Origin of the sequence: Roseobacter sp. TSBP12 (assembly GCF_009129705.1) — a bacterium.
GTDB classification, from domain to species: domain Bacteria; phylum Pseudomonadota; class Alphaproteobacteria; order Rhodobacterales; family Rhodobacteraceae; genus Celeribacter; species Celeribacter baekdonensis_A.
Map to the genome: position 1 here is coordinate 34,164 of NZ_PYIB01000046.1, position 24,187 is coordinate 58,350.

The window sequence follows — 24,187 nt, forward strand, 5'->3', positions numbered from 1 at the left end:
CTGCGGCGGGCTCTGTGACGAGGGTTAGCGATATTTTTCAATAAACGCGTCAATGTCCAAGGCCCGAATATCTGGCAAGGCCTGTTTGTATGTGTCGCGCGGCCAATCCCAGACGGCGATCTCCATGAGGGCAGCCGCCTGAGCTGCCGTAAAGCGGGGTTTGATCTCGCGCGCAGGGACACCGCCGACCACGGTATAGGGCGCGACGTCTTTGGTCACGACGGCCCCGGCGCCAATAACGGCTCCGGTCCCGATGGTCACGCCTGCGGTGATGGTCACGCCATGACCGATCCAAACGTCGTGACCGATGGTGACCCAATGATCCTTGCGCCATTCGAAGAAATCGTGGTCATCCTCACCCAGCCCATAGGCCTCGGCGCGGTACACCGAATGGTGTTGTACCGCGCGCCATGTCGGGTGATTGCCGGGGTTGATCCGCGCCGCATTGGCGATGGAACAAAATTTGCCGATACTCGTCCAAACCACATGGCAGTGTTGCGTGATATAGGAGTAATCCCCCATGCTGGACGACTTCATCATCGTGCCCTTGCCAACCTCCGTCCAGGCACCCAGATCACAATCGCTGACATCGGCCTCGGGGTGAATCGAGGGCCTTTCAGAAAGCTGTTTCTTTGATCCTGCACCGCTCATTTCGTGCCCTCCCAATCGCCAATGATGCGTGCCCGAATGATCCCCGAAAGATGGTCGATCACATAGACCATGGCAATGATCAGAAAGATGATGGACCACGCCTCGTCCCATTTGTACGCGGAAATCCGATCCGACAGCAGAAATCCAATCCCGCCTGCGCCCACGATCCCGAGGATGGTGCCGGAGCGGACATTGGATTCGAAATTATAAAGCAGGATGGACAGGATCACCGGATTGACCTGTGGCGCGATGCCAAAGCGGATTTGTTGAAACCGTGTCCCGCCCGAGGCCTTGACCCCATCAATAGGTTTGGTCGAGGTGTTTTCAATTGCCTCGGAGAACAGTTTGGCAAAGGTGCCGACCTCAGAGACTGCGATGGCCAAAATACCCGCCAATGGTCCAAGCCCGAACGCCCGAATGAAAATCAACGCGAGGATCAGCGTTTCGAAGGCGCGGATGATGTCATAGCCGCGCCGTACCCCGAGGCGCAGACCATTCAGCCGGTTGATGTTTTTGGCCCCCAAAAACGACAAAGGAAACGCCACGATGGCCCCCAACAGCGTCCCCATGAAGGCGATGGAAAGCGTTTCCCCCAACCCTTTGAGAATTTCGGAAAACTCCGTCCAGCTTTTCCAGATATAAGGGGGGAACATAAAGCCCAACACATCTCCCAGACGGCCAAGACCGATCCAGATGCGGGTTGGGCTAAAATTGAAAACCCAAAGACAATAGAGCATCAGCCCCGCGAACAGCGTCCAAAGCGCGATCCGGCGCAGGCGCAGGGCCAGTGGGAGATGAAAGGCGCGTGGCACACGGGCGCGGGCCTGTTCGATTTGCGCTTGGGTCAGGCTCATGGACGATCCTCCATTCCGATCATTTTATGGCGCAGTTTCTCGGAGCCGTAGTCGATAACGATGACGGTCGCGAGAATGATGAGAAACAGCGCAGAGAGATCGGTGTATTCCTGAAAACTCATGGCTGTTCGAAATTCCTGCCCCAAACCGCCCGCGCCGACATAGCCGATGATGGAGGAGGAGCGCACGTTGATCTCAAAGCGCAGCAACGTGTAGCTGATGATGTTGGGAAGCACCTGCGGCACGGCGCCGTAGCGGATTTGATCGAACCATGTGCCCCCGGCCGCTTTGACCCCTTCGAGCGGGCGCATGTCGATGTTTTCGTTCACTTCGGAATAGAGCTTGCCCAAAGCGCCACAGGCATGAGTGCCAATGGCCAAAACGCCCGCCATCGGACCCACAGAGAAGCAAAACACAAAGATCAGCGCCCAGACGATGTCGGGTACAGTGCGGGTGATTTCGAGCAAACGACGGGTCAGCCACAACACCCATTTGTTAGGCGACAGGTTCCGCGCTGCTGGAAAGGAAAGCAAAAACCCGCCCACAACGCCGAATGTGGTCGCCATAAAGGCAATGAGCACCGTCTCCCAAAGCAGTTTGAGCCAGGTTTTCCAACGCCAGAACCATGCGCCAAAATCGCTCCAAAAACTATCCCACCGCAGGGTTGGGAGGGTCTGGGACACATATTCGCCCAACCGGGGCAACCCCGCAGGAATGATCCAGCGCCATTCGCGTGCCCCGTCGGGCATCGTGACTTGGGTGATCTTAAAAAAATCTCCGATCCATGCCGAAAACGCGAAAAGCGACACGAGGACAAGCGTGCCAATGGCCCAGTTCCGCCGTGCTTGACGGCGTTTTGTGGCGAAGTCCAATTCGAATTGTGTCAGCCGACTCGGCGCGGCTGCGTCGACGGTCAAGGGCGGCATTGGGGCGACTGTGAAGGTCATATGAACCTCTGAGAGATCAGGCCAAAAGGATAAAAGGGGACACCAGTGTGCCCCCTTTTAAATGCAGGTTGATCAGCCGCGACGCTGGCTTTTGATCCAATCGCGCATGTCGACGATCCACTGGTAGCGATCGCGATCCACGCGGGTGTAGCCGACCTCCGGGTTCGGGTCAGTTGGCTCAAAGGACGAGTAAAGCGCGTAGCCTTCAGGGTCTTCCGTCGGGAAGGCTTCGAGAGCATTGGTCAGATCGGAAATCAGTTCAGCCGGCAGGTTGCTTCGCACAGTCCAGGGGCCAGATGTGATTTCCGGGCTTTCCCAGATTTGGCAGATCAGCCCGGCCTCAATCATGCCCTTGGATTCCATCCGCTGATAGATGCCATCCAGATCGTTGTTCTGGTAGGTCGATGCGGTGTCAAATGTCCCGTTCACAACCCCGCTCACCCCGGCTTCGTGCGAGCCAGAGAACGGCACGGCGGCGAAATATTCTTCGGGTTTGAACCCTTCCTTGGTCAGGAAGTTGAAATAAGGAACGGCGTAGCCCGAGGTCGAATCCGGGTCGGCAAAGGCGTGGATCTTGCCTGCGGCATCGGCAAGGCTTTCGATCCCCGAGTCACAGCGGGTGACAACGATGGAGCGATAGCCGGTGTTGCCGTCTTTTTTGATGGCGGTCAAAATCGGCTCGACGCCGCCATTGGTGGCGGTGTAGGCGGCGGCATAGGAGGAGGAACCAAAACGGGCAATCTCGATTTGATTCGCGGCGATGGCCTGAACCACGCCATCATAATTGCCTGCGGTGAAAATTTCGACCTTCACCCCCAATGTGTTTTCCAAATACGTCCGCAGCGGCTCAGTGCGCATCAGACGGTCTTTTTCGTTTTCGCCCGAAAGGACACCGAATTTCAAAGTTTGGTAGTCTTCTTTCCAACCCTCAGCGAGCGCAGGTGCTGCGATCAGAACCGCAAGAGCGGTGGCAGTGATGAAACGCATGTGGAAATCTCCTTTGGAGCGTTTGTGAAAAGGTGATGATCAGGCCGGCACAGAGGCGTGCACCGAGGTCGATGTGACTGCGGCGTTAAACTCTTGCAGGCCATCAAGTCCGTAAATGTCGCGCACGACATCATCGGTGAGCTGTGCGGGGGTGCCGTCGAAATACACGCGGCCCTGACGCATGGCGATAATGCGGTCACTGTAGGCGCGAGCGGTGTCGAGCGTGTGCAGGTTCACCAAAACGGTGATCCCGTCCTCCCGGTTGATCCGTTTCAACCCGTCCATCACTAGCGTCGCATTGGCCGGGTCGAGCGAGGCAATGGGTTCGTCGGCAAGCATGATTTTCGGGCGTTGCACAAGTGCCTTGGCAATGGCCACGCGTTGTTGTTGCCCGCCTGACAGCGTCCCTGCGCGTTGCAGCGCTTGCGGCACAAGATCAAGCCGATCCAAAGCCCGGATCGCCATGGCGCGCTCCTCATCAGAGAATTGCATCGTCATCGACGACAGGACCCCGTGTTCCGCCAGACGCCCGATCAGCACATTGGTTAAGACGTCAAGCCGATCGACGAGATTGAATTGTTGAAAGATCATTGCGCAATCCCGGCGCCAGTGTCGCAGGGCCTTGCCCTTGAGCGCGGTGATGTTGGTGTCGCCAAATGAAATCGACCCCGCGGTGGGATCGACCAAGCGATTGAGCAGACGCAGCAATGTTGATTTCCCGGCGCCCGAACGGCCAATCACGCCGATAAACTGCCCCGGTTCAATGGAGATCGACACGTTGTCGACGGCGTGGGTCTCGCCAAAAGAGCGGGAGACATTGGACAGGATCAAGGCAGAACTCATGGTGTGCTCCGGAGATATTCATTCGGATGTTTCACCATGAGGTTTACGTGGGCGGGTTAACGTCCCGCCGACATTTGCATGACGATGCCCTGATAATTTGGCGACAGATATGTGACAGCCGCCTCACGCAGGCTGTAACAGCTTAAGGTCGCGGCTCTGCAGTTGGCCGATCGAATGGATCATCTTGCCACCACAAAATGTGGCGCTCACACGCGTCAGCGGGCCACGTTCGACCAGCGCCAAATCGGCACGCAGTCCGGGTTCGATCCGCCCGCGATCCGTCAGCCCCAGTGCTTTGGCCGGATTGGCCGTTACCAAAGCCGCCGCCCCCGCAAGCCCTTTTGGATCGCTTTCGGCCAAGGTCATCACCGCCGCCAACATCGCCGCCGGGTGATAATCCGCCGCGAGAATGTGCAACAGTCCCTTGGCATGTGCCTCACGCGCTGAAAGATTGCCGGAATAACTCTGACCGCGCATCGCATTTGGAGCTCCCATCGCGTTCAGCAGCCCACGCGCAGCGGCGGCCTCGGCCGCCTCACAGGTGACCGGAAACTCGCTGATCACCGCGCCCATTTCGGCCATTAAAAGCGCCTTTTTGGCACTGTCATCATCATGGCTCGCAAGCGCGACACCGTGGCTTTTGCAGAGCTTGGAAACCTGACGGAGATTGTCGAGAATAACCTCCTGCGGGCGGGTGCGCTCCGCGATCCTGGTGCTCACGACCTGTCTGGCTTCGGTTTCGGACATGCCGTCGCGTGTGGCGATAAGGCTGATATGACGCTCGAGGTCGCGATACTGTCCCTGACCCGGCGTGTGATCCATCACGGAAACCAAATCGACTTGCTCATCGGCGATCAAATCGGCCAGCACCTGCACCGCATTCGCATAGGTGATGTCAAAGCGGGCATGGATGCGATGGTCGACGCGGCAGGACCTGCGCAGCCGGTGCAGATCACGGATGACTTGGCTGGTGTGTTCAAACGAGCGCCGTTCGCCAATTCTTGCCGCCCGCGAAAAACTCACCGCCGCATAAGCCGTGGTGATCCCCGCCGCGGACAAGCGCGCATCCAGATGCGACACAGCCACCTCCATCGGGAAATCGACCCGAGGCCGGGGTTCCAATTCGGTTTCGATCATGTCGCCGTGCATGTCGATGAAGCCGGGAAAGACCAGCGCCCCGCCACAGTCGACGCCGTTTGAAACAGGCCGTTCGGCGATCTGGGCGATCAACCCGTTTTCAATGCAGAGCGCGCCGTCGGTGAGTACACGATCCGGCAAGACGAGGGAAAGATTAGACAGCCACATCGGCGCGGTCCTCCATATTGGGGGCATCAGGGGTCAGGTCAATGACTCGGTCAATCAGGTGTTCGACGTCATCGGGATGGTGAAACACGCCGATCATCGCGGTGCCGCTTTGTTTGAGCTCATGCAGACGCGCGACCAGAGCCACCCGCGCATGTGCGTCGAGCGAGGCGGTCGGTTCGTCCAAAAGCAACAGCTTTCGGGGCAAGATCAGCGCGCGGGCGAGGTTGACCTTTTGCTGCTCTCCGCCTGAAAACGTCGTGGGATAGGCGCGCCAGAGGCTGTCTTTGACCCCGAAAGCCTTGAGCCAATAGCGCGCCCTATCCAGGGCCTGTGGCGCGCTGTGCCCGGCCATGCGCAGCGGCTCTGCCACGAGATCTTCGGCCGAAACCCTCGGGCGTGCCACAAGGAACTGAGTGACAAACCCGATTTCGGTGCGTCGCAAATGGGTCACATCCACGTCGGCGGCGCGCAACAGGTCGATCACCCCGTGATTCGAGTGAAACAGAACCTGGCCTGCCTGCGCCAGATAGCTGCGATACAGGGTGCGCAGCATCGTGGATTTGCCCGCGCCGTTTTGACCCTTGAGCAAAAGAAATTCGCCCGCGTTCAGATCAAAAGAAATGTCGGAAAACGCCGCCATCTGACTGCCCAGATGGTGCATGGTGAAGCCCTTGGTCAGGCCTTGGACGTGGAGAATGACACTCATAGCTTCGCATGCACCAATTGTTGTGTGTAGGGATGTTGCGGGTCTTGGAAAATCTGATCGACCAACCCCGCTTCGACCACTTCGCCGCGGCGCATGACCATGACGCGGTCGGCCAAAGTGCGGATCACCCCCAGATCATGAGACACGATGACCATGGTGATATTGCGGTCCTGTTGCAGCCGTTTGAGCGTATCGAGCACCAGCGCCTGCACACTGACATCCAACCCGGTGGTCGGCTCATCCAGCAACAACAGCGCAGGTTCAAGCGCGATCGCCTTGGCCAATTGCACGCGTTGCTGCATGCCGCCCGACAATTCGATCGGCGGTGCGTCAAGGCGTTCAAGTGGAAATTCGGACGCCGCCAAGGCGCGCGCGCCTTGTCGCGCAGCACCGAAAACCGCCGCTCTCCGGCAATCAAAAGCCGCTCGGCCACGTTGCCGGAACTGGAGTGTTTCATCAAAAGCCCAAGATGCGGGTTCTGATACACGATACCGATCTTGGTTGCGCACAGCATCCGGCGCGCGAAACGGCCAAGCTCAAACAGGTTGCCCTGTACATCGGGCAGATCCAATGTGTAGCTGCCGCTGTCGGGAGTGTCCTCAAGGTTCATCATCCGCAACAGCGTTGATTTTCCGGAGCCACTTTCCCCCACAATCCCAAGCACTTCGCCGGGAAATACCTCGGCTGAGACGCGGGTCACTGCCTGCACATCGCCATAGGTTTTGGTTACATCGCGCAGAGTCACCAAAGGCCGCGTGGTGACGATGCGCGGGGCGTCGAGTGTCAGGGTCATTCCACCATCTCCCCATTTTCATACCATGTCTTGCCAAAGGTGACGGCGTCGCCCGTGCCCCGTTGGATGTGTTTCACGCCAAAGCCACTGTCGGACAGTTCATAGGCGGAACTGCCATCCTCTTGCGGGATTTCGTTCATGAAAAACCCTTTGGCGCCGGAGCGGGAACAGGTCAGATCATGGTGCTCTTCGACCTTGTAGGGCACATCATCAAAGACCAAAGGTTCAACGCGAGTGTAGGGAGGGACGGCAAAAATGCGCTTTTCGCGACCCGCGGACAGGATCGTCAAATGCTGTGCCATGTTCAGTTTTGGCACGTCCCAACGCGGGATCGGCGAAGGGGTCATGACGTGACGACCATTGACCATCGAGGGGTAGCTTGCGCCCTGCATCACCCGCCCGGATCGGACGATTTGTTCGTATAGTTGTAGCCACATTCGGCCATAATCCGCGTCGGCATGCATTTGACGCGCGACCGACATATTGGGCTGAACCGGGCGCAGAGGCTCGGGGTTGGGCACTTGCAGCACAAGGATTTGAGCCTCGTTCAGTTTTTCTTCCGGGATGCGGTGGCGTGACTGAATCAGATCGGCCTGGAGTGTATCAAGCGTGGTTGGCGCACCGGAGACCCTGGCCAAAAAATGCCGGATCGACGCGGCGTTGACACTGTCGTCAGCGCCTTGATCAATCACTTTGATCCGCATGTTGGGGTGGATGAGGGTCAGCGAAACCTGCAATCCCCCCGTTCCCCAGCCCCGTGCCATCGGCACCTCGCGGCTGGCATAGGGCATCTGACAACCGGGCACCGCCACGGCTTTGATCATTTTGCGCCGCATTTCGCGCTTGGCAGAGGCGTCCAGAAAGCCGTAGCTCATCGGCTCCCAGGCGCGGGACAAGGTTTTGAGGCTTTGTGGCGTCACACTCATTGCGCAGGTTCCTTTGAGGTGGATGTTTTTTCTGCCGTTTTGCCGGTCTTCTTGGCGCTGCGCATCGCATCCAAGGAGGATTGAAATGTCACATAATGCGGCAGTTTGAAGTGGATGCAGAACCCCGAGCTTTCCACGCCTTCGGTATGATAGAGGTAGAATTCCTCCTCGGTGGGCGACCCTTTGGGCGCGCCTTTGCTGTTGAGATCCAGCGTGGCGGCGGAGATGCATTTCACCTCGTTCCAGCCCAGCGTGGCGGCAAAGCCAAGCTCAAGTGTGTTGCCTTTCTTTGACACGACCTCGGCCTGAGACACCTTGACCCGTCCTGCCGAAAAGGCTGTGCCTTTCGGGTGGGTCACGATGATCTCAGCCTCGCACAGGCGCAACTCGTTCACCGTTGGATGGGCCTGGCCGTAGCCGCGCATCGCCGCATATCCAAGCGCCAAAGTCGCGCCGGTGTCTGCCCGCGCCAGGCTTTGCAACCTGTGCGCGCGCGTGGCCGGAAACAAAACCGGCTCACGGGTCACATCGGGAATGTCCTCGGGGGCGGTCTCATCGAAACCGGGCATTTCCACCAAATCATTCTCCGCTTGCCACGCCGCAACCGAAGGCTGATGCGCGGGGGCGGGCGTGGCCGCGGGGATGACCGGGTCCGGGATATAACGTGTGCCCTCAAGCACATCGGTTGCGATGATCCGATGGGAATAGTCCAAGGTCGGGCCAAGCACCTGACCGCCGGGAATGTCTTTGAACGCTGCCGAAATACGACGATGGGTAAACAGGGTCCCCTGGTCAATCGGGCGCGCCACATGCAGTCGCGGTTGCGTCGTGCGCCACGCGCGCAACAACAAAACCGCCTCATATAAGTCGCCCCCCGCCTGCGCCAGAGCCAGCGCGGCGAGGTCTTCGTCATAAAGCGAGGCCTCGCCCATCACCCGGTCGATCAGATAGGGCAGGGCCGTTTTGATCTCGGCCACCCGTTCGGGCGTGATCTCGCCCATCTCGGCGCGAAACAACCGCTCCGCCTGTTCAATCGCCTGTTCTCCGCCGCGCGTCGCCACATAGGCCATCAGAGCATCTCCACTTTGGTTGACCGTGGCAGGCCCAAAACCCGCGCGCCGTCGATGAAAAACACATCAAACCCCATCGGGTATTGGATGAGATCGCGGCGCAGGGACCAAAACCCGTCCGGCACCCCGCCGATATGAACGCATTCCTCTGTCTCAATCCCGGGCCCGGTGAGACGCAGACGCGATCCTTCACCAAGGCGCGCGCGGATCACCACACTGGCCCCACCGTCGGGGTAGAGGTCGGAGCCGGTCGACAGGGATTTCAGGCCATCCAGATCGGTGAGCATGCCCAGAAACACATGATCGGCGCCCGCCAGCGCTGCGATACGCGCGCCGGTTTCCAACACTTTGGGCATCAAAAGCGGGTCGGCGCAGAAGACATGACATTCGCGGTCGATCAGCGCCTCAATGATTTGGGCTTCGCCTCGCTCGGGTAAATCGCGCAAGCGGCCGGGACGGCTCATCGACCAAATCAGGGCCTCGAATGTGGCATTGGCGCGGGTTTCCTCACGCGAGGGTGTGGGGGCTGTGCGCATCAGAACGTCTCCATATCAACGCGGGTCGCTTCGACCCGGCACAGGGTGTCATGATCCTGCGCCTGCTGCATTTTTGCCTGCTCGCTGACAAAAGCTGTGCAGTCCGCCACCGCACGGCCCGCGTCCAGCGCCAGATCGACAAGTGCCATGGCCATGGCCGCCTCAAGATCGCGCCCCCGTCGCATGCCGTAGCCTTCATGCGCCCCCATTCGGATATGCGCCTCGCTCACAAGCACCTCGCCAAGATGAAACCCCGTGCCCTGCGCTGTGTCGCGCATCGGCAACATGACCAGTCCGGTTCGACTTGAAAGCACTTCGACCGGATCAAGGTGATCAAGCAGCTCCTCGCCAAAGGTCTTGATCGCGCAGGCGTCGCTGCGCGCCAATGTGGTGAGGCATAGGTTATGCGGATGGGTCATCGCCTTAGTCCCTCTCGTTTGTCATGGTGAATTTGACGCGCAGCGCCGACCAGATGACTTCGCTGAAACTCAGCGCCGTACCATCCAAAGATTGGTCAATGGCGCGGACGACAATGACCGGGGTTTGCGGGTGCTGACGTAAAAGTTTGGCCTCTTCCGGGCGGGCAAGGCGGCTGTGTAAAGTGGTTTCGGCGCGCAAATAATCGGTGATGCCGTAGGATTTATAAGTCTCGGTCACCGAGCCGATCAGATCACGCCGGGTGACAAAATCGGGAAAGCGTTTGGCGCAGCGATAGCCGGTCCCCATGTTGATCGGCAGCGTGTCAGCATAGGTGATGCGGCGGCTTTTTTGCACGGGAGCGCCGGGGAGCAGGCCGAGTGCGCGCGCGACCCGTTCGGAGGCGGCGGTTATTTCAGCGCCCAGCAATTCACCTGTCACCTCGACACCTTGCGAGTTCAGGTTGCGGTGCAACCGTGTGCGCGTTCCGATCGCATATTCAAGCATCGGGCCGGATTCAACAAAGGTGCCGCGCCCCTGTTCGACGCTGACACTGCCTTCGCGTGCCAGTTCAGCGATGGCACGACGCACAGAATGGCGTCCTGCCTCATATCGCGCCGCCAATTCGGGTTCGGTCGGAAGCCTGTCCCCCGGTTGCAATGTGCCATTTGCGATGTCTTGTTCGATTGCGTCACAGATGCGCCGCCATTTCTGAGTGATCATTGTCCACCATCATTCATTCGGATGAATGTGGACTACGCCGTGTTGGTAACATGCGCATGACGCCACCGCAGATTTTGATCACGATCTGTATGGGGCGAATTGTTTGAGGTTATGCAAACCCTCGGCGCAGCGCGGAGGCCTCGTCGTTATGATCTGTCAAAAAGCGAAGGGGGAGAGTTACGCGTCCAGATCGCGCGGCACCACAAAGTCGACAACCGGATTCACGCCAAATGCGATCTCCGACCACGTCGGGGCAGCCACGTCAAACACTGTGGTGGCACAGGTCGGGTAGCGCGCAAAGTCTTTGTGCCGCGGCGCTCTGTTGGCAAAGCGTGCGGCAAACTCGCCAACGCCGGGGTTGTGGGCGATCAGCAAAACCGTATTGCCCTCGGCCTGTTTCAAATGGGACATGATCCGCCTGTCAGAGGCGAGATAGAGCGTGTCCTTGACCTCGACATTGGCGCAAAGACCCATGCCGTTGGAGAGCCATTCATAGGTTTCACGCGTGCGTGCGGCGGCAGACACCAATACCTCATCGGGTAGATAGGCTTTGTCCCGCAACCAAATCCCCATGGCGGCGGCGTTGCTTTGGCCGCGGGCATTGAGCACCCGATCAAAATCGTCGCTCAGAGGATCATCCCAGCTCGATTTTGCATGTCGCATCAGGATAAGGCGCAGGCCCATTATGTGCCGTGCGGTTTCATGCTGGGTTGGCTGTCGCGAATAAGCGAACCCGCACCGTGTTCGGTGTAAAGTTCCAACAAACAGGCATTGGGTGCGCGCCCGTCCAAGATCACCACGGCGCGCACCCCGGCGCTCAACGCGTCCAGCGCGGTTTCGGTTTTCGGGATCATGCCACCGGCGATGATGCCCTCTTCGGTGAGGGCGCGAATTTGTTCGGAGTTGAGCGAGGTCAAGACGTTGCCATCCGCGCCTTTGACGCCGGACACATCGGTCAAAAGCAACAGGCGATCGGCCTTAAGCGCACCCGCGATGGCGCCGGCGGCGGTGTCGCCATTGACGTTAAATGTCTCGCCGTCGCGACCCGCGCCCACAGGCGCGATCACCGGAATGAGGTTTTCATCGCCAAGTTCCTTGATGATCGAGGGGTCCATTTTGACTGGCGTGCCGACAAAGCCCAAATCGGGATGCGTTTGTTCGCAAATCATCAGGTTCGCGTCCTTGCCGGAAATCCCGACCGCGCGCCCACCTTGGCTATTGATTGCCTGAACGATGCGTTTGTTCACAAGGCCGGACAGGACCATTTCGACGACCTCAACGGTGGCCTTATCGGTCACGCGCTTGCCGTTGACGAATTCGGATTTGATGTTCAGATCGGCCAAAAGTTTGTTGATCATCGGGCCGCCGCCATGAACGATCACCGGTTTGACGCCAACCTGCTGCATCAACACCACGTCGCGGGCGAAACTTTCCATCGCCTCGTCAGACCCCATGGCGTGACCGCCAAGTTTGATCACCACTGTCGCGCCTTCGTAGCGCTGCAAATAGGGCAGGGCTTGTGACAATGTGCGGGCGGTTGCGATCCAGTCTCTGTTCATGTCTTGCGTCTTCATTTCCCGGGAGTCCATTGGAGGGGTTGCTCCTGAGTATCGCGTTCCCGGGCGCGGGTGCAAGGGTCGCTTACACCAGCGTTGCGATCACGGCGCGCAGAACATCAATGCCCCAGCCCTTTTCCGAGGAGGTGACGATCAGTTCCGGGTAGGCGGCCGGGTGTTTTGCCACTGCCGTGCGTACTTGCTCGAGGATCGCTGCGCGCTCCACCTCTTTGACCTTGTCGGCTTTGGTCAACACCACCTGAAAGGTCACCGCGGATTTGTCGAGGCGGTCCATGATCTCCTCATCCACGGATTTGACCCCGTGGCGGCTGTCGATCAGCACAAAGGCCCGGCGCAACGTGGCGCGGCCAGACAGGTAGGCCTTAAGCAGGCGTTGCCATTTTTCGACGGTTTGGATCGGGGCTTTGGCATAGCCATAGCCCGGAAGATCGACGAGGTAATGACTGTCTGAGGCGGTGAAAAAGTTGATTTCTTGTGTCCGACCCGGTGTGTTCGAGGCACGTGCGAGCGCCTTATGCCCGGTCAAAGCGTTGATCAGGGATGATTTGCCGACGTTTGAGCGGCCTGCAAAGCAGACTTCAAGGCGGTCATCGGGCGGCATGCCGTCCATGGCGACCACGCCTTTGACAAATTCGGTCTGTGCCGCAAACAGCAAGCGGCCCTTTTCAAGGGCCGCCGCGTCAGGATCCGCAATGGGGAAACTTAGGTTCATCTGGTGTGGGACGCCCTATCAGGACGCCCCCTCCTTTTTCTTAAGCCGCAGCGAGCGTAACACGTTGCCCAAAACATCGGGTTTGTGCCCGTGGCTGCGCATGATGAGATACTGCTGTATGAATGTGATCGTGTTGTTGCAAATCCAGTAAAGCACCAGACCCGAGGCGAAGTTGCCGAGCATGAACATGAACACCCAAGGCATCCAAGCCATGATCATCGCCTGCGAGGCGTCTGTGGGGGCCGGGTTCAGCTTTTGTTGCAGCCACATCGAGATACCGAGGATGATCGGCAAGATCCCGAGCGAGATGATCGCAAAGGTGGTGCCGGCTTCGGGGGCTGCGAAGGGCAGAAGACCGAAGAGGTTCAGGATCGAACTTGGGTCCGGTGCGGACAGGTCTTTGATCCAACCGATCCACGGGGCCTGGCGCAATTCGGTGGTGACGATGATCACCTTGTAGAGCGAGAAGAACACAGGGATCTGCAAGATCAGCGGCAAACAGCCAGAGGCCGGATTCACCTTGTTGGTCTTGTAGAGCTCCATCATGCCGCGCTGGAGTTTTTCTTTGTCCTCGCCTGCGGAGGCTTTGAGCTTTTCCATCTCCGGCTGAAGCTCTTTCATCCGCGCCATGGAGACGTAGGATTTATAGGCCAGCGGGAACATGATGCCTTTGAGGATCAGCGTCAGCAGAACGATCGACCAGCCCATGTTGCCAATCAGGCCATTGAGGGCGTGAAGAATGCGGAAAATCGGCTTGGTGAAGAAGAAGAACAGACCCCAATCGGTCGAGTCGCTGAACTTATAGACCCCATCTTCGGTCTCATAGTTGCGGATGGTTTCCCATTCTTTCGCCCCAGAGAACAAGCGCGAGGTGATTTCAACGGACTGGCCTGGCGCAAGTTCGATTGTCGGGTAGCGTGCAACGGTCCGATAGACGTCGGCGCTTTCCTGATAGGACACGACGGAGGTGAACGCATCGCTGGAATTTGGGATCAGAACCGTCATCCAGTAGTGATCGGTAAAGCCGACCCAACCGTCTTTTTCGACATCGACGATTTCGGCGTGCTGGCCCCAACGCGGGTCCGCATCCAATTCGGTGAACTTGGTTTTAAGCATCGAGCTTTTGAAGCTGATCTCTTTGAGTTCTTTGCCGGACTGACGAATTGCGCCCTCATGGACGAGCAACCGGGTCAGGTCTTCGGGCTTGCCAATTTTCACAACTTCGTTGTTGGCCGCCATGCGGGCCGGAGTGGCGCCGTTGTTTTGCACGGATTGGGTGACCGTGAACATGTAGTTCTCGTCAATGGCGATGTTCCGGTGGAAAACCAGCCCCTTGCCGTTGTCCCAAGCCAGTGTGACGGGGGCATCCAAAGACAGAACGTCACCGCTTTCTACGGACCAGGTGGTGTTTGCACCCGGCACGTCAGAGGAGTCCAAAGCGCCACCTGGTGCCCAGCCATACAAGGCATAATAGGGGCTCTCGCTCCCGACCGGGCGAAGCAAGGTGACGATCTCGTCACTGTCGAGCGCGACTTTGTAGTCTCTGAGGGAGAGATCGTCGATCCGCCCGCCGACGAGTGAAATGGACCCTTCCAGACGGGGCGTTTCGATGGTGATCCTTGGCGCATCTGGCACTTGTTGTGCCGTTGCGCTGTTCGCACCTGCCACCTCGGTGCTTGCGTCTGCGCTGGGTGGTGTCAGAGCGACAGATCCCGCACCAGCCTGATCAACCGACGTCACCACTGGGGCGTTGGGGTCCACAACAGGTTGGGGAGCTGGGAAGAAAATCTGCCAGCCAAGCAAGACAGCGCCGCTCAACACTACGGCAAGAATCAGGTTCTTGTTTTGATCGTCCATGAAGGCCGCCCGATTTTTGGAAAATAATCTTGGCTGGTTCAACCCGTCCAAGGCCGGAAGGTCAAGCGGTTTTGGCTATTTCTTTTGGAAAATGCAGCAAAGTGATCAACTGGCGCGTTTTCCAATCCGGGGCGTTTCGGCCAATTTGCGTTTATGAACGTCCATCCATTCAAGTGTTTTTTCAAACGCCATCGGTCGTGAAATGGAGAAGCCTTGCACATGACCACAGCCAAGTTGCGCCAGCATGGCATGTTCGCCAACGGTCTCAACCCCCTCGGCAAGTGTGTCCAATTCAAGGCGTTCGGCCATGGTCAGAATGGCGGCAAGCATGTTTTGCTGATCGCGATCCAGATCGCAGCGCGTGATATAGGAACGGTCAATCTTGATCCGCTTGACGGCAAAGCGCCGGATATTGGCGATGGAGGCGTGGCCCGTGCCATAATCGTCAAGGTCAATGCCGCAGCCCATTTCCTTCAGAGCCCAAATATTACGCGTGATGGTATCATTATCGGAAGAGGCAATGACACTTTCCAAAATTTCAACGCTCAGTCTGGAGGGATCGAGTTCAAACCGATCGAGTTCCCAACGGATCTTGTCCACCAGTTTCGGATTTGCGAGATCGGATGGCGAGAAATTGACCGCAACAGAGGTCACATGAAATCCAGCCTTATCCCATGTTTTCAAAGACATGAGAGAGTGGTATAGGATGACCTCGCTCAGGCGCTCAGTCAGGCCCAGCTCATCAATTGCCGAAATGAAGTCGCCGGGATTGATGATGCCTTTTTCCGGGTGGTGCCAACGTGCCAGAGCCTCCATCCCGGACACCTCACCGGTGTCGGTGGAGATTTGGGGCTGAAACCACGGCACGATTTGACCATTTTCCAAGGCGTCGCCGACATCGGCCAGGATCGTTCCGCGATCAAGTGTTTTTGGGGTGAGCGAGGGCGTGAAGGCGCGAATCGAGCCGGGCCCATTGTGACGTGCGTCCAATAAAGCGATCTCTGCTGCATCTAAAAATGCCTGCCCTGAACAGGCGGGGGCGCGGTTTGGCATGCAAAACCCGATTGAACAGGTTGCATAAACCTTGGTTGCATTCAGTGTGTAAGGCTCAGACAGGGCGGCCTGCAGCCGGGAGGCCAATTGAATCAGGGTTTCGAGATCAGCGCGACGCACCGGGGCGAGGCCAATGGCGAAACGCGCGCCCTCTAAACGCGCGACAACATCATGTTCGCGCAGCGTGTTCACCAACCGATTTGCGATCGTTTTCAGCATATTGTCGGCAGCATCGGCTCCCCAATTGGCCTCCAATGCGCGATAATCATCAAGATCAATGACCAAACACGCGGTGGTTCGACCGGTGACATCCCGGCTGTCCAGAATTTGATCCAAGGCATCAATGACGGTAGGCCGTAGAGGCAAGCCCGTCAAACCGTCGCGCGCCTGCGTCGGGTCGCGGGTGAACGACGAAGCAAGCGATGGAAGTGTGCCAATTGCCGCGAAAAGCGCAGGGATGAGCAAAGCCGCGATCACCAAAGCAGTTTCCCCGCCAAACCAATAAGCGCTGAGGCAGATGGCCGGCATGAAAGCCAGAGTTTGAGGCCCCATCAGGGCATCGCGCAGGCGGCGAAGCTTCGCGGTGATGTGGCGCATTGGTGTCGTCCCGGTCTTGTGTCTGGCGCAAAGGGCGCGCTCACTCAGGACCTTGGGCCAAGAAAGTGGCCGTGCGGTTAACGCAGCTTCGGGATTTCCATAGAATTTTCTAGATTTGTTCCAATTTTCTCGTCATCCGTTAACGAAAGCCCAAGGAAATCAAACAATTTCGGGTCCAGCATATGTGAAGGGCGGATATTGGTCAGCGCTTTGAACATGACTTGACGCCGTCCGGGGCTGTTCTTTTCCCAACCGTCGAGAATCTGTTTGACCTGCTGGCGCTGAAGCCCGTCTTGGGAGCCACAGAGATCACAGGGAATGATCGGATAGTTCATTGCGCGGGAGAATTTTTCACAATCCTCCTCCGCCACATGGGCCAGCGGGCGATAGACAAAAAGATCGCCCTCTTCGTTGACCAATTTCGGTGGCATGGTCGCAAGGCGGCCTCCATGAAACAGGTTCATAAAAAACGTCTCAAGAATGTCATCGCGGTGATGGCCCAGCACCACAGCGGTGCAACCCTCTTCGCGGGCAATCCGGTACAGATTGCCGCGACGCAGGCGTGAACAGAGAGCACAAAAGGTCCGCCCAGCCGGCACTTTATCCATGACGATGGAATAGGTGTCTTGGTACTCGATGCGATGCGGCACCTGCATTTTCTCGAGGAACTCAGGGAGAACCGTGGCGGGGAAGCCCGGCTGACCCTGATCCAGATTGCAGGCCACAAGCTCCACCGGCAACATGCCACGCCATTTCAACTCATAGAGCGCGGCGAGCATCGTGTAGCTGTCCTTGCCGCCGGACAGGCAGACCAACCATTTTGCGCCACGTTCCACCATGCCGTATTGCTCAATCGCCTCGCGCACATTGCGGATGATGCGTTTGCGCAGCTTTTTGAACTCCGTCGTGGACGGGGCACCGTGGAAAAGCGGGTGAATGTCGTCGAGATCATCGAGCATGGCGGATCACTCCTCGGTGCTATCTGGGGCGCCATCGTGTTTGACGTGGTCGTGGTGGCAATGGGTGTGGTGGCAATGGGTGTGGCTGTGTGGCTTTTTCGGGTCCGGTACAGGGTCATAGCCGGTCCCACCCAGCGGATGGCATCGGCCAATGCGGCGAATGGTCAAATAGCTGCCCTTGAGTGCGCCGTGTTTTTCCAGCGCTTCCATCGCATAAGCGCTACATGTCGGTTGATAGCGACAATTGTAGCCAATCCACGGGCTGAAAATAAGCCGGTAAGCGCGCACGGGGAGGGACACGACATAGGCCAGCGGAGTCATCGTGTGTCTCCGTGCACCTTGCGCATCGCGTATTTCAGGTCTTTGAGCAAAAGATCAAACGGGCGTGCGCTGGTGTCGGCCTTTTTGCCGATCAGCACATAATCCCAGCCCTCTCGTCCCATTTCAGGAATGACAAGGCGGGCGGCCTCGCGCAGGCGCCGTTTGGCGTGATTGCGAAACACCGCGTTGCCGACTTTTTTGGAACAGGTGTAGCCGACGCGAATGCCGCTTGCGGTCTCGCCTTCGCCCCGTTTGCGTCCCTGAAGCAAAAAGCTCGACGTGCCCTGACGCCGCGCACGCGCAGCCTTCAGGAAATCGGCGCGTTTGCGCAGCGTGTCCATCTGAGGTTTTGCATTGGCATCGGCGCATGACAAAACCGCCGGTCGCGGACCTGCGGCTGTGGCGCTTGCCTCTGCCTTGGGTGCGTCCGGCGGTGTCATTTGGTCTCGCCCCTAAAAGTCTAAACTCTCAAGGATGTCCCGGTCGCAGGCTTATGCGCAGAGGGACTTACGGCCGCGCGCACGGCGGGCGTTGAGAATTTTACGGCCAGCTTTGGTCGCCATACGGGCACGGAAGCCATGGCGGCGCTTGCGGACGAGGTTGCTCGGTTGGTAGGTGCGTTTCATCGCGCCGTCTCCATCGGTTGATCAGGGCCCAAACCCCCAAAGAACGGGGATTCGAAGGCGGTAAGTGTTTCGAAGCCCAGCCAATAGGAGGGCAGCGGGCGCTTGTCAATTCACATGCGACGTATTTCTGTAACAAACTGCCCCGATGTCGGGGAATTTGAGAGCAGGGCATCACTGCCGCGTGAGCCGGGCGTAAAACGCTGGTCACTGGCCGCTTGATTGCCCATTTTGCAGGAAATCGCGCAAATTCATAGCCAAAAGGATTGCATCTTGGCCGAAGCTCCCTCCTCGACACAGCGCAAACATCTTGTGCCGCTGCTGGTGCTGCTCTGTTTGGCGCTCGCTTTGGCCTATGTGTTTCGTGATGCCTTGAGCTATGAGGCGCTGTCGGAGAATCGGATGCGCCTGATCGCGCTGCGCGATGCGCATTATGCGCTCACCGTCTTGGGATTTGTCGCCGCCTACACGGTGATCGTCGGGTTTTCCCTTCCGGGTGCCACAGTCGCGACTCTCACAGGCGGCTTTTTGTTTGGCACGTTCCCTGGCGTGATCTTCAACATCACCGGCGCCACATTGGGGGCCTCGCTTTTGTTTCTGGCGGCGCGTTGGGGCCTTGGCGAGTGGTTGGCATCAAAATTGGATGCCTCCGAAGGGCGCATTCACAAGATCAAGCAAGGCATCGACAAAAACCAATGGTCGATGCTGTTCCTGATGCGCTTCATGCCGGTGGTGCCGTTTTTCGTCGCCAATCTTTTGCCGGCCCTGTTCGGCGTGGCCTTTCATCGCTTTGTGATTTCCACCGCCCTTGGCATCATTCCCGGCGCTCTCATTCTGACCTCTGTGGGGGCAGGATTGGGCGAGGTGTTCGATCAAGGCGGTCGGCCTGATCTGAGCGTTTTGTTTGAACCGAAAATCCTCCTGCCGATTCTGGGTCTGTGTTTGCTCTCAATCGCGCCTATGCTGATCAAAGCACGACGCAAGGAGCCATTATGAAACAGATCAAAACAGACCTCTGCGTGATCGGGGCGGGCTCCGGCGGGCTGTCGGTTGCGGCAGGTGCGGTTCAGATGGGGGCGCGGGTCGTTCTGATTGAAAAAGGCGAGATGGGTGGGGATTGCCTCAATTATGGCTGTGTTCCGTCCAAGGCGCTGCTCCATGCTGCATCGAAGGGTATGAGCTATGCCGACGCGCTCACCCATGTTCACAAAACCATCGACATTATCGCGCCGCATGACAGCCAGGAACGGTTTGAGGGGCTGGGCTGTACCGTGATCCGGGCCCATGCGCGGTTTACCTCGCCGGATGCGGTGGAGGCGGGCGAGTACCGCATCAAGGCTCGCAGGTTTGTCATCGCCACCGGCTCGCGTCCTATGGTGCCGCCGATTGAAGGCATCGAAGATGTTCCTTACCTCACCAATGAGACGCTGTGGTCGCAACCCGCGTTGCCGGAACATTTGGTGATCCTGGGCGGTGGTCCGATTGGGATTGAAATGGCGCTGGCGCATCGGCGTTTCGGCGCGAAGGTCACGATTTTGGAGGCCGGTCGTGTGCTTGGCCGCGATGACCCCGAGGCCGTCAAGCTGGTCAAAGAGACGTTGATCGCGGAAGGCGTGCAAATCCTTGAGCATTCCACCGTGGTCAAGGTCGCGACGGAGCCGGGCGGCGTGGCTTTGACCTTGCAGAAGGGCGCCGTGTGTCATGGCTCCCATCTTTTGGTTGCCACCGGGCGCATTGCCAATTCCGAATCCCTGTCGCTGGAACATGCCGATGTGGATCGCAATCGTGGAGGCATCAAAGTGAATGCCCATCTGCGCACCTCCAATCGGCGGGTCTACGCCATTGGCGATGTGGGCTCGGGCACGCCGCAATTCACCCATGTGGCGGGCTATCAGGCCGGGGTGGTGATCCGGTCGCTGCTCTTTGGCCTGCCGGCGAAAGCCGCAACCCATCATATTCCCTATGTCACATACACCTCACCCGAACTGGCGCAAATTGGCCTGACAGAGGCGGCGGCACGCAAGACCCATGGTGAGGCGCTTGAGGTGTTGCGCGCGGACTACGCGGGCAATGATCGCGCCATTGCGACCGAGCGGGCAGGGCGCGGGTTCATCAAGCTGATGGTGGTCAAAAGCCGTCCCGTGGGTGTCACTATTGTCGGCCCTGATGCGGGTGAGCTGATCTCGCTTTGGTCGCTTGCGATCGCCGCAAATCTCAAGATGAGCAAAATTGCGGGCATGGTCGCGCCTTATCCCACATTGGCAGAGCTTAACAAACGCGCGGCAAGTGCCTATTTTACTCCCAGACTGTTTGACAATGCCAAGGTCAAAACAGTGGTGAAACTGGTTCAACGGCTCCTGCCGTGAGCCGCGTCTAATAAGGGATGATGACCATTCTTCGATTTCTAAACTCGCTGACCGGGCGGTTCCTGATGCTGACGTTCATCTTTGTGATGGCGGCAGAGGTCATGATCTTTGTGCCCTCGGTGGCGCGGTTTCGCGAAGATTTCCTCTTGTCCCGGCTGGAGCGCGCCCAAATTGCCTCTCTGGCGCTTTTGGCCAATGACAGCCTCGATATGGACCTCGAAGACGAACTTCTGGCCAATGCGGGTGTTTATAACGTTGTGCTGCGCCGCAATGAAATCCGCCAGCTTGTGCTCTCCTCCCCGATCCCCGAACAAATCCACGCCACCTATGATCTGCGCGAGGCTGGGGCGTTTGAACTGATCCGGGACGCGATGATCACCCTGTTTGATCCCGAAGAACGGGTGATCCGGGTGATTGGCGATCCGGTCAAACAAGCCGGGCTTTTGATCGAGGTGACGCTGCCCACAGCCCCTTTACGCGTCGCGATGATCGACTACGGCGTGCGTATTCTTGCCCTCTCTGCCGCGATTTCGTTTTTCACCGCCTTTTTGTTGTTCCTGGCCGTGCGGGCGCTTTTGGTGCGACCAATCAAACGGGTGATCGGGGCGATGACCTCCTACACCCAAGCGCCCGAAGACGCCCGCCGGATCATTCAACCCTCCGCCAAAGTTTCTGAATTGCGCGAGGCGGAAGTGGCGTTGAAGGCGATGGAAACCGAACTGACCTCTGCGCTGCGCCAAAAGGAACGTCTGGCGCAATTGGGCGGAGCGGTGGCCAAAGTGTCCCACGATCTGCGCAATATTTTGACCACGGCACAGTTGTTCACCGACCGGCTTGAAATGTCGCAAGATCCCGGCGTGATGCGCTCTGCGCCCAAGCTGGTGAACTCGATCCAACGTGCCGTCAACCTGTGCGAATCCACCTTGGCCTTTGGCAAGGCCGAAGAACCGGCCCCGGCGCTGGCGGGTGTGCGTCTGGCCGAATTGGTGGGGGAGGTGATTGAAGGCGAACGGCTGACCATTGAGGATTTCGATCTGTCCTTTGCCGAAGACGTGCCCAACACCATGGTCATCCGCGCGGACACCGAACAAATGTATCGCGTGCTCTCAAACCTTGTGCGCAATGCCCGTCAGGCAATTATCGCCACGGGCAAGCCCGGCGAAATCTCCGTGGCGGCCTTTGAGGATGATGACGAATGGGTGCTGAGTGTCACGGACACCGGGCCGGGCCTGCCGATGAAGGCGCGTGAACACTTGTTCCAGCCGTTCCATGGCGGCGCACGCAAGGGCGGCTTTGGGCTTGGCCTGGCGATTGCCGCCGAACTGGTGCGTGGTCACGGTGGGCGGCTCTTACTGGAACGCAGCGACACGTCGGGGACGGCCTTTGCCATCCATCTCCCAAAAGGCTACGCACAATCGCCCTCTGATGCGAAAGCGCCCGATGCCGAAACCGCCGAGGCCGCAGAGTAAGCCAAATAAGTTTTCAAAAAAGCGCATTGGCCTCTTGCGTCCCCCCGCAACACTCGCTAAATCCGCCCTCACAGTGCACCCGTAGCTCAGCTGGATAGAGTACCTGACTACGAATCAGGGGGTCAGAGGTTCGAATCCTCTCGGGTGCACCATTTCACAAATTGTAAGATGCCAAGCAAAACCGACTTTTGTGACAGGTAGCTGACCCAGGCGGCGGAATTTCCTGAAATCATAGCAGCGTTGCTCCGTTGAGCAGGCGATCGTAAGATCCGGCCAATCCAGTCTTTGCCTGATCTCGGAAGCCTCGCTTGGTCAAAAGCCTACCCGCCACTCCCGGAACGAACTTCCCGCAGTTGCCGCTGACGGTGGCACATGCCGCGTGTGAGCCCGCTACTTCCTTGCTGTCGCGGCTTGCGGCCAGGAACGGCGCCGTTTCGATGCAGAGGTTTTGCGGCGACATTGCCTTTCCGATTGATCCACTCTTTCGTGGTGAGAAGGTGGCCATAGAACAATTGGCCCAGCTTGCAGGGTGTGACCTGGGCGCATTGGAGCGGGTGTCTATCCGTCACCTCGGTAAAGGCCATTTCCGTCTGAGGGAAGAATTCGCCTCCCTTCAGAGCTTTCAGCGCACGCGCATCCGCGTCTGCCCGGAGTGCATACGGTCCGAGATGCCGTCAGCAGCGGAGTCGTGGCGCGTGCCGCGTCGCCTCCAGTGGAAATTCTCGTCGATCAGGAGCTGCCCGAAACACAGCTGCATGCTCATCAGCATTCCAGCCGAGAAATTTCACAAGGACGCCAGAGACTTCGCGGCGCAGCTGCGAAAACACCACGGTTGGATTTTGGATCAGCCGGTGCTCAAGGCGACTCCTAGTCCTTTCGAGGCATATCTCTCGAACCGCATCCTGAGCGGGCGGGGCGACCGATGGATCGACCGCCTCGAACTCAACGTGGCGTCGCGGGCGTGTGAAGTGCTGGGCCTGCGTATCGCAAAGGGGCCAGATGCTGTGCTGTCGGGGCACAGTGAGCCAGACTGGATGGGCTATGGTGCCTTGGGCTACGACACACTGAAAGACGGACCTGTAGCCCTTTCCAATTGTCTTGCCGATATGGCTCGCGAGGACGTCGTGGACGGCAGGTTTTTCGGTCGACTCTTTGGCCCCTGGATGGCGTGGCTGAAGAGCCGGAGTCTCGGCGATGAGTTCGAGCCCCTGCGTGACGTCGTGCGGCGACACGTCTTTGATAATTTTTCCGTCAGAAAAGGGGTGCTGGTGCTTGGCGTGCCTTCGGAGGGAATGACTTCGTTGAATCTACAGAAGTCGGTTTCGCTGAAGGGGTTCGCCAAGCGCAATGCGGAGGATCTGATTTACCGAGGTCTCGCAACGCGTGAGGCTAGTGGCGATATCGTACCGATGAGTTTTGTTACCCTAGGAATGCTCGACGCCTACGAGCGCGAGAAGAAGTTCTTTCGAAACGCAAAGCGTTCATCTGAAGGTGGAAAATCCAGAACATTTGTTTCGGACGAAACCAATGCGGCAGGGGAGAGCCGCCTTTCCATCGGTGACGCCGCCGGGCAGTTAAGAGTGACGGCCAAAACAGTAGGGTATTTGATTCAACATGGAATGTTGTGCGGAGTGGATGCCTCCGAGCTATACCGCCGAGGGGCGACCGTTGTCACAACTGACAGTTTGGCGCGCTTCCAAGAGAGCTTTATTTCCTTGGGCGAGTTCGCAGAGCTCGTGCAGCGCCCACAAGGCTCACTTTCGATGAAACTTAGAAATGCCAATGTGGCCCTGTTGGCGATGCCCCATGATCTGAGCCGGATCTACTGGCGCGAGGATGTAGATGTCTATTTAACAGCTGAAAGATGACCATTTCGGCCCTTTGCGGATGAGGTG

26 protein-coding genes, 1 tRNA gene and 1 pseudogene are annotated in these 24,187 nt (G+C 58.2%); 5 read left to right on the forward strand and 23 right to left on the reverse strand.

Annotated elements, in window-relative coordinates; translation table 11 throughout:
* Nucleotides 1-24: 24 nt before the first annotated feature.
* The 23 genes and pseudogenes from C8029_RS14220 to rpmH form a co-directional block, all read right to left on the reverse strand.
* On the reverse strand, nucleotides 25-651 hold the full coding sequence (locus tag C8029_RS14220; protein WP_009574050.1) for a DapH/DapD/GlmU-related protein: 627 nt from the start codon (nucleotides 649-651) through the stop codon (nucleotides 25-27).
* Entirely contained in the window at nucleotides 648-1,505 is an 858-nt protein-coding gene (phnE, locus tag C8029_RS14225; protein ID WP_152003126.1) for a phosphonate ABC transporter, permease protein PhnE, read from the reverse strand. The genes C8029_RS14220 and phnE (C8029_RS14225) overlap by 4 nt, the downstream gene beginning before the upstream one ends.
* Nucleotides 1,502-2,452 carry a phosphonate ABC transporter, permease protein PhnE gene (gene phnE / locus C8029_RS14230; protein WP_009574052.1) on the reverse strand — a complete coding sequence of 317 codons (951 nt, stop codon included), beginning with the start codon at nucleotides 2,450-2,452 and terminating at the stop codon, nucleotides 1,502-1,504. Before phnE (C8029_RS14230) ends, phnE (C8029_RS14225) begins: the two co-directional genes overlap by 4 nt.
* A 72-nt stretch (nucleotides 2,453-2,524) precedes the next feature.
* On the reverse strand, nucleotides 2,525-3,439 hold the full coding sequence (gene phnD, locus C8029_RS14235; RefSeq protein ID WP_009574053.1) for a phosphate/phosphite/phosphonate ABC transporter substrate-binding protein: 915 nt from the start codon (nucleotides 3,437-3,439) through the stop codon (nucleotides 2,525-2,527).
* A 39-nt stretch (nucleotides 3,440-3,478) separates the two neighbouring features.
* The gene (phnC, locus tag C8029_RS14240) at nucleotides 3,479-4,282 is read right to left on the reverse strand and encodes a phosphonate ABC transporter ATP-binding protein (protein WP_009574054.1); all 804 of its coding nucleotides are present in this window, start codon (nucleotides 4,280-4,282) and stop codon (nucleotides 3,479-3,481) included.
* A gap of 123 nt (nucleotides 4,283-4,405) precedes the next feature.
* Nucleotides 4,406-5,587 carry an alpha-D-ribose 1-methylphosphonate 5-triphosphate diphosphatase gene (locus C8029_RS14245; protein WP_152003127.1) on the reverse strand — a complete coding sequence of 394 codons (1,182 nt, stop codon included), beginning with the start codon at nucleotides 5,585-5,587 and terminating at the stop codon, nucleotides 4,406-4,408.
* Complete coding sequence (locus C8029_RS14250; protein ID WP_152003128.1) at nucleotides 5,574-6,293, reverse strand: phosphonate C-P lyase system protein PhnL; 720 nt, start codon at nucleotides 6,291-6,293, stop codon at nucleotides 5,574-5,576. The genes C8029_RS14245 and C8029_RS14250 overlap by 14 nt, the downstream gene beginning before the upstream one ends.
* Nucleotides 6,290-6,658, reverse strand: coding sequence for an ATP-binding cassette domain-containing protein (locus tag C8029_RS22780; RefSeq protein WP_286189923.1), 369 nt, complete (start codon nucleotides 6,656-6,658; stop codon nucleotides 6,290-6,292). Before C8029_RS22780 ends, C8029_RS14250 begins: the two co-directional genes overlap by 4 nt.
* A 146-nt stretch (nucleotides 6,659-6,804) precedes the next feature.
* Nucleotides 6,805-7,086 (reverse strand): annotated as a pseudogene (locus tag C8029_RS23135) (ATP-binding cassette domain-containing protein); the annotation flags it as partial.
* Complete coding sequence (locus tag C8029_RS14260) at nucleotides 7,083-8,012, reverse strand: alpha-D-ribose 1-methylphosphonate 5-phosphate C-P-lyase PhnJ (protein WP_152003129.1); 930 nt, start codon at nucleotides 8,010-8,012, stop codon at nucleotides 7,083-7,085. The pseudogene C8029_RS23135 and the gene C8029_RS14260, both read right to left, overlap by 4 nt.
* Nucleotides 8,009-9,082: a carbon-phosphorus lyase complex subunit PhnI gene (locus tag C8029_RS14265; RefSeq protein WP_152003130.1), complete on the reverse strand. Its 1,074-nt coding sequence runs from the start codon at nucleotides 9,080-9,082 to the stop codon at nucleotides 8,009-8,011. Before C8029_RS14265 ends, C8029_RS14260 begins: the two co-directional genes overlap by 4 nt.
* A complete protein-coding gene (gene phnH, locus C8029_RS14270; protein WP_152003131.1) occupies nucleotides 9,082-9,618 on the reverse strand; it encodes a phosphonate C-P lyase system protein PhnH in 537 nt (178 codons plus the stop codon). The genes C8029_RS14265 and phnH overlap by 1 nt, the downstream gene beginning before the upstream one ends.
* Nucleotides 9,618-10,037 (reverse strand): phosphonate C-P lyase system protein PhnG, encoded by a 420-nt coding sequence (locus tag C8029_RS14275; protein ID WP_009574061.1) that lies wholly within the window; start codon nucleotides 10,035-10,037, stop codon nucleotides 9,618-9,620. The genes phnH and C8029_RS14275 overlap by 1 nt, the downstream gene beginning before the upstream one ends.
* A 4-nt stretch (nucleotides 10,038-10,041) precedes the next feature.
* Entirely contained in the window at nucleotides 10,042-10,758 is a 717-nt protein-coding gene (phnF, locus tag C8029_RS14280) for a phosphonate metabolism transcriptional regulator PhnF (protein WP_009574062.1), read from the reverse strand.
* A gap of 177 nt (nucleotides 10,759-10,935) precedes the next feature.
* Nucleotides 10,936-11,442 carry a SixA phosphatase family protein gene (locus C8029_RS14285; protein ID WP_009574063.1) on the reverse strand — a complete coding sequence of 169 codons (507 nt, stop codon included), beginning with the start codon at nucleotides 11,440-11,442 and terminating at the stop codon, nucleotides 10,936-10,938.
* Entirely contained in the window at nucleotides 11,442-12,332 is an 891-nt protein-coding gene (gene argB / locus C8029_RS14290; protein ID WP_009574064.1) for an acetylglutamate kinase, read from the reverse strand. Before argB ends, C8029_RS14285 begins: the two co-directional genes overlap by 1 nt.
* Before the next feature lie 67 nt (nucleotides 12,333-12,399).
* Nucleotides 12,400-13,047, reverse strand: coding sequence for a ribosome biogenesis GTP-binding protein YihA/YsxC (gene yihA, locus C8029_RS14295; RefSeq protein ID WP_009574065.1), 648 nt, complete (start codon nucleotides 13,045-13,047; stop codon nucleotides 12,400-12,402).
* Nucleotides 13,048-13,065: 18 nt separating this feature from the next.
* On the reverse strand, nucleotides 13,066-14,904 hold the full coding sequence (gene yidC / locus C8029_RS14300; protein ID WP_009574066.1) for a membrane protein insertase YidC: 1,839 nt from the start codon (nucleotides 14,902-14,904) through the stop codon (nucleotides 13,066-13,068).
* Nucleotides 14,905-15,009: 105 nt separating this feature from the next.
* Entirely contained in the window at nucleotides 15,010-16,554 is a 1,545-nt protein-coding gene (locus tag C8029_RS14305) for a putative bifunctional diguanylate cyclase/phosphodiesterase (RefSeq protein WP_152003132.1), read from the reverse strand.
* Between the two features lie 77 nt (nucleotides 16,555-16,631).
* A complete protein-coding gene (gene ttcA / locus C8029_RS14310) occupies nucleotides 16,632-17,513 on the reverse strand; it encodes a tRNA 2-thiocytidine(32) synthetase TtcA (RefSeq protein WP_009574068.1) in 882 nt (293 codons plus the stop codon).
* 6 nt (nucleotides 17,514-17,519) lie between these two features.
* Entirely contained in the window at nucleotides 17,520-17,834 is a 315-nt protein-coding gene (gene yidD, locus C8029_RS14315) for a membrane protein insertion efficiency factor YidD (protein ID WP_009574069.1), read from the reverse strand.
* A complete protein-coding gene (rnpA, locus tag C8029_RS14320; RefSeq protein ID WP_152003133.1) occupies nucleotides 17,831-18,274 on the reverse strand; it encodes a ribonuclease P protein component in 444 nt (147 codons plus the stop codon). The genes yidD and rnpA overlap by 4 nt, the downstream gene beginning before the upstream one ends.
* A gap of 51 nt (nucleotides 18,275-18,325) precedes the next feature.
* Nucleotides 18,326-18,460, reverse strand: coding sequence for a 50S ribosomal protein L34 (rpmH, locus tag C8029_RS14325; RefSeq protein ID WP_009574071.1), 135 nt, complete (start codon nucleotides 18,458-18,460; stop codon nucleotides 18,326-18,328).
* A gap of 270 nt (nucleotides 18,461-18,730) precedes the next feature.
* Here rpmH and C8029_RS14330 point away from each other — a divergent pair, with 270 nt between their 5' ends.
* The 5 genes from C8029_RS14330 to C8029_RS14350 all read left to right on the forward strand — a co-directional run bounded on the left by C8029_RS14330 (nucleotide 18,731) and on the right by C8029_RS14350 (nucleotide 24,160).
* Nucleotides 18,731-19,453, forward strand: a complete 723-nt coding sequence (locus C8029_RS14330) for a TVP38/TMEM64 family protein (protein WP_152003134.1) — start codon at nucleotides 18,731-18,733, stop codon at nucleotides 19,451-19,453.
* Entirely contained in the window at nucleotides 19,450-20,823 is a 1,374-nt protein-coding gene (locus C8029_RS14335) for a dihydrolipoyl dehydrogenase family protein (protein ID WP_009574073.1), read from the forward strand. Before C8029_RS14330 ends, C8029_RS14335 begins: the two co-directional genes overlap by 4 nt.
* A 20-nt stretch (nucleotides 20,824-20,843) precedes the next feature.
* Entirely contained in the window at nucleotides 20,844-22,292 is a 1,449-nt protein-coding gene (locus C8029_RS14340; RefSeq protein WP_009574074.1) for a sensor histidine kinase, read from the forward strand.
* Nucleotides 22,293-22,367: 75 nt separating this feature from the next.
* Nucleotides 22,368-22,444 (forward strand) — tRNA-Arg (locus C8029_RS14345).
* Nucleotides 22,445-22,600: 156 nt separating this feature from the next.
* Nucleotides 22,601-24,160 carry a TniQ family protein gene (locus C8029_RS14350; protein ID WP_226946345.1) on the forward strand — a complete coding sequence of 520 codons (1,560 nt, stop codon included), beginning with the start codon at nucleotides 22,601-22,603 and terminating at the stop codon, nucleotides 24,158-24,160.
* Nucleotides 24,161-24,187: the final 27 nt, after the last annotated feature.

What these genes read in the sequence shown, in the direction of transcription:
- C8029_RS14220 (WP_009574050.1), bottom strand. Translation starts at nt 651, where the DNA reads ATGAGCGGTGCAGGATCAAAGAAACAGCTTTCTGAAAGGCCCTCGATT.
- phnE (WP_152003126.1), bottom strand. Translation starts at nt 1,505, where the DNA reads ATGAGCCTGACCCAAGCGCAAATCGAACAGGCCCGCGCCCGTGTGCCA.
- phnE (WP_009574052.1), bottom strand. Translation starts at nt 2,452, where the DNA reads ATGACCTTCACAGTCGCCCCAATGCCGCCCTTGACCGTCGACGCAGCC.
- phnD (WP_009574053.1), bottom strand. Translation starts at nt 3,439, where the DNA reads ATGCGTTTCATCACTGCCACCGCTCTTGCGGTTCTGATCGCAGCACCT.
- phnC (WP_009574054.1), bottom strand. Translation starts at nt 4,282, where the DNA reads ATGAGTTCTGCCTTGATCCTGTCCAATGTCTCCCGCTCTTTTGGCGAG.
- C8029_RS14245 (WP_152003127.1), bottom strand. Translation starts at nt 5,587, where the DNA reads ATGTGGCTGTCTAATCTTTCCCTCGTCTTGCCGGATCGTGTACTCACC.
- C8029_RS14250 (WP_152003128.1), bottom strand. Translation starts at nt 6,293, where the DNA reads ATGAGTGTCATTCTCCACGTCCAAGGCCTGACCAAGGGCTTCACCATG.
- C8029_RS14260 (WP_152003129.1), bottom strand. Translation starts at nt 8,012, where the DNA reads ATGAGTGTGACGCCACAAAGCCTCAAAACCTTGTCCCGCGCCTGGGAG.
- C8029_RS14265 (WP_152003130.1), bottom strand. Translation starts at nt 9,082, where the DNA reads ATGGCCTATGTGGCGACGCGCGGCGGAGAACAGGCGATTGAACAGGCG.
- phnH (WP_152003131.1), bottom strand. Translation starts at nt 9,618, where the DNA reads ATGCGCACAGCCCCCACACCCTCGCGTGAGGAAACCCGCGCCAATGCC.
- C8029_RS14275 (WP_009574061.1), bottom strand. Translation starts at nt 10,037, where the DNA reads ATGACCCATCCGCATAACCTATGCCTCACCACATTGGCGCGCAGCGAC.
- phnF (WP_009574062.1), bottom strand. Translation starts at nt 10,758, where the DNA reads ATGATCACTCAGAAATGGCGGCGCATCTGTGACGCAATCGAACAAGAC.
- C8029_RS14285 (WP_009574063.1), bottom strand. Translation starts at nt 11,442, where the DNA reads ATGGGCCTGCGCCTTATCCTGATGCGACATGCAAAATCGAGCTGGGAT.
- argB (WP_009574064.1), bottom strand. Translation starts at nt 12,332, where the DNA reads ATGAAGACGCAAGACATGAACAGAGACTGGATCGCAACCGCCCGCACA.
- yihA (WP_009574065.1), bottom strand. Translation starts at nt 13,047, where the DNA reads ATGAACCTAAGTTTCCCCATTGCGGATCCTGACGCGGCGGCCCTTGAA.
- yidC (WP_009574066.1), bottom strand. Translation starts at nt 14,904, where the DNA reads ATGGACGATCAAAACAAGAACCTGATTCTTGCCGTAGTGTTGAGCGGC.
- C8029_RS14305 (WP_152003132.1), bottom strand. Translation starts at nt 16,554, where the DNA reads ATGCGCCACATCACCGCGAAGCTTCGCCGCCTGCGCGATGCCCTGATG.
- ttcA (WP_009574068.1), bottom strand. Translation starts at nt 17,513, where the DNA reads ATGCTCGATGATCTCGACGACATTCACCCGCTTTTCCACGGTGCCCCG.
- yidD (WP_009574069.1), bottom strand. Translation starts at nt 17,834, where the DNA reads ATGACTCCGCTGGCCTATGTCGTGTCCCTCCCCGTGCGCGCTTACCGG.
- rnpA (WP_152003133.1), bottom strand. Translation starts at nt 18,274, where the DNA reads ATGACACCGCCGGACGCACCCAAGGCAGAGGCAAGCGCCACAGCCGCA.
- rpmH (WP_009574071.1), bottom strand. Translation starts at nt 18,460, where the DNA reads ATGAAACGCACCTACCAACCGAGCAACCTCGTCCGCAAGCGCCGCCAT.
- C8029_RS14335 (WP_009574073.1), top strand. Translation starts at nt 19,450, where the DNA reads ATGAAACAGATCAAAACAGACCTCTGCGTGATCGGGGCGGGCTCCGGC.
- C8029_RS14340 (WP_009574074.1), top strand. Translation starts at nt 20,844, where the DNA reads ATGACCATTCTTCGATTTCTAAACTCGCTGACCGGGCGGTTCCTGATG.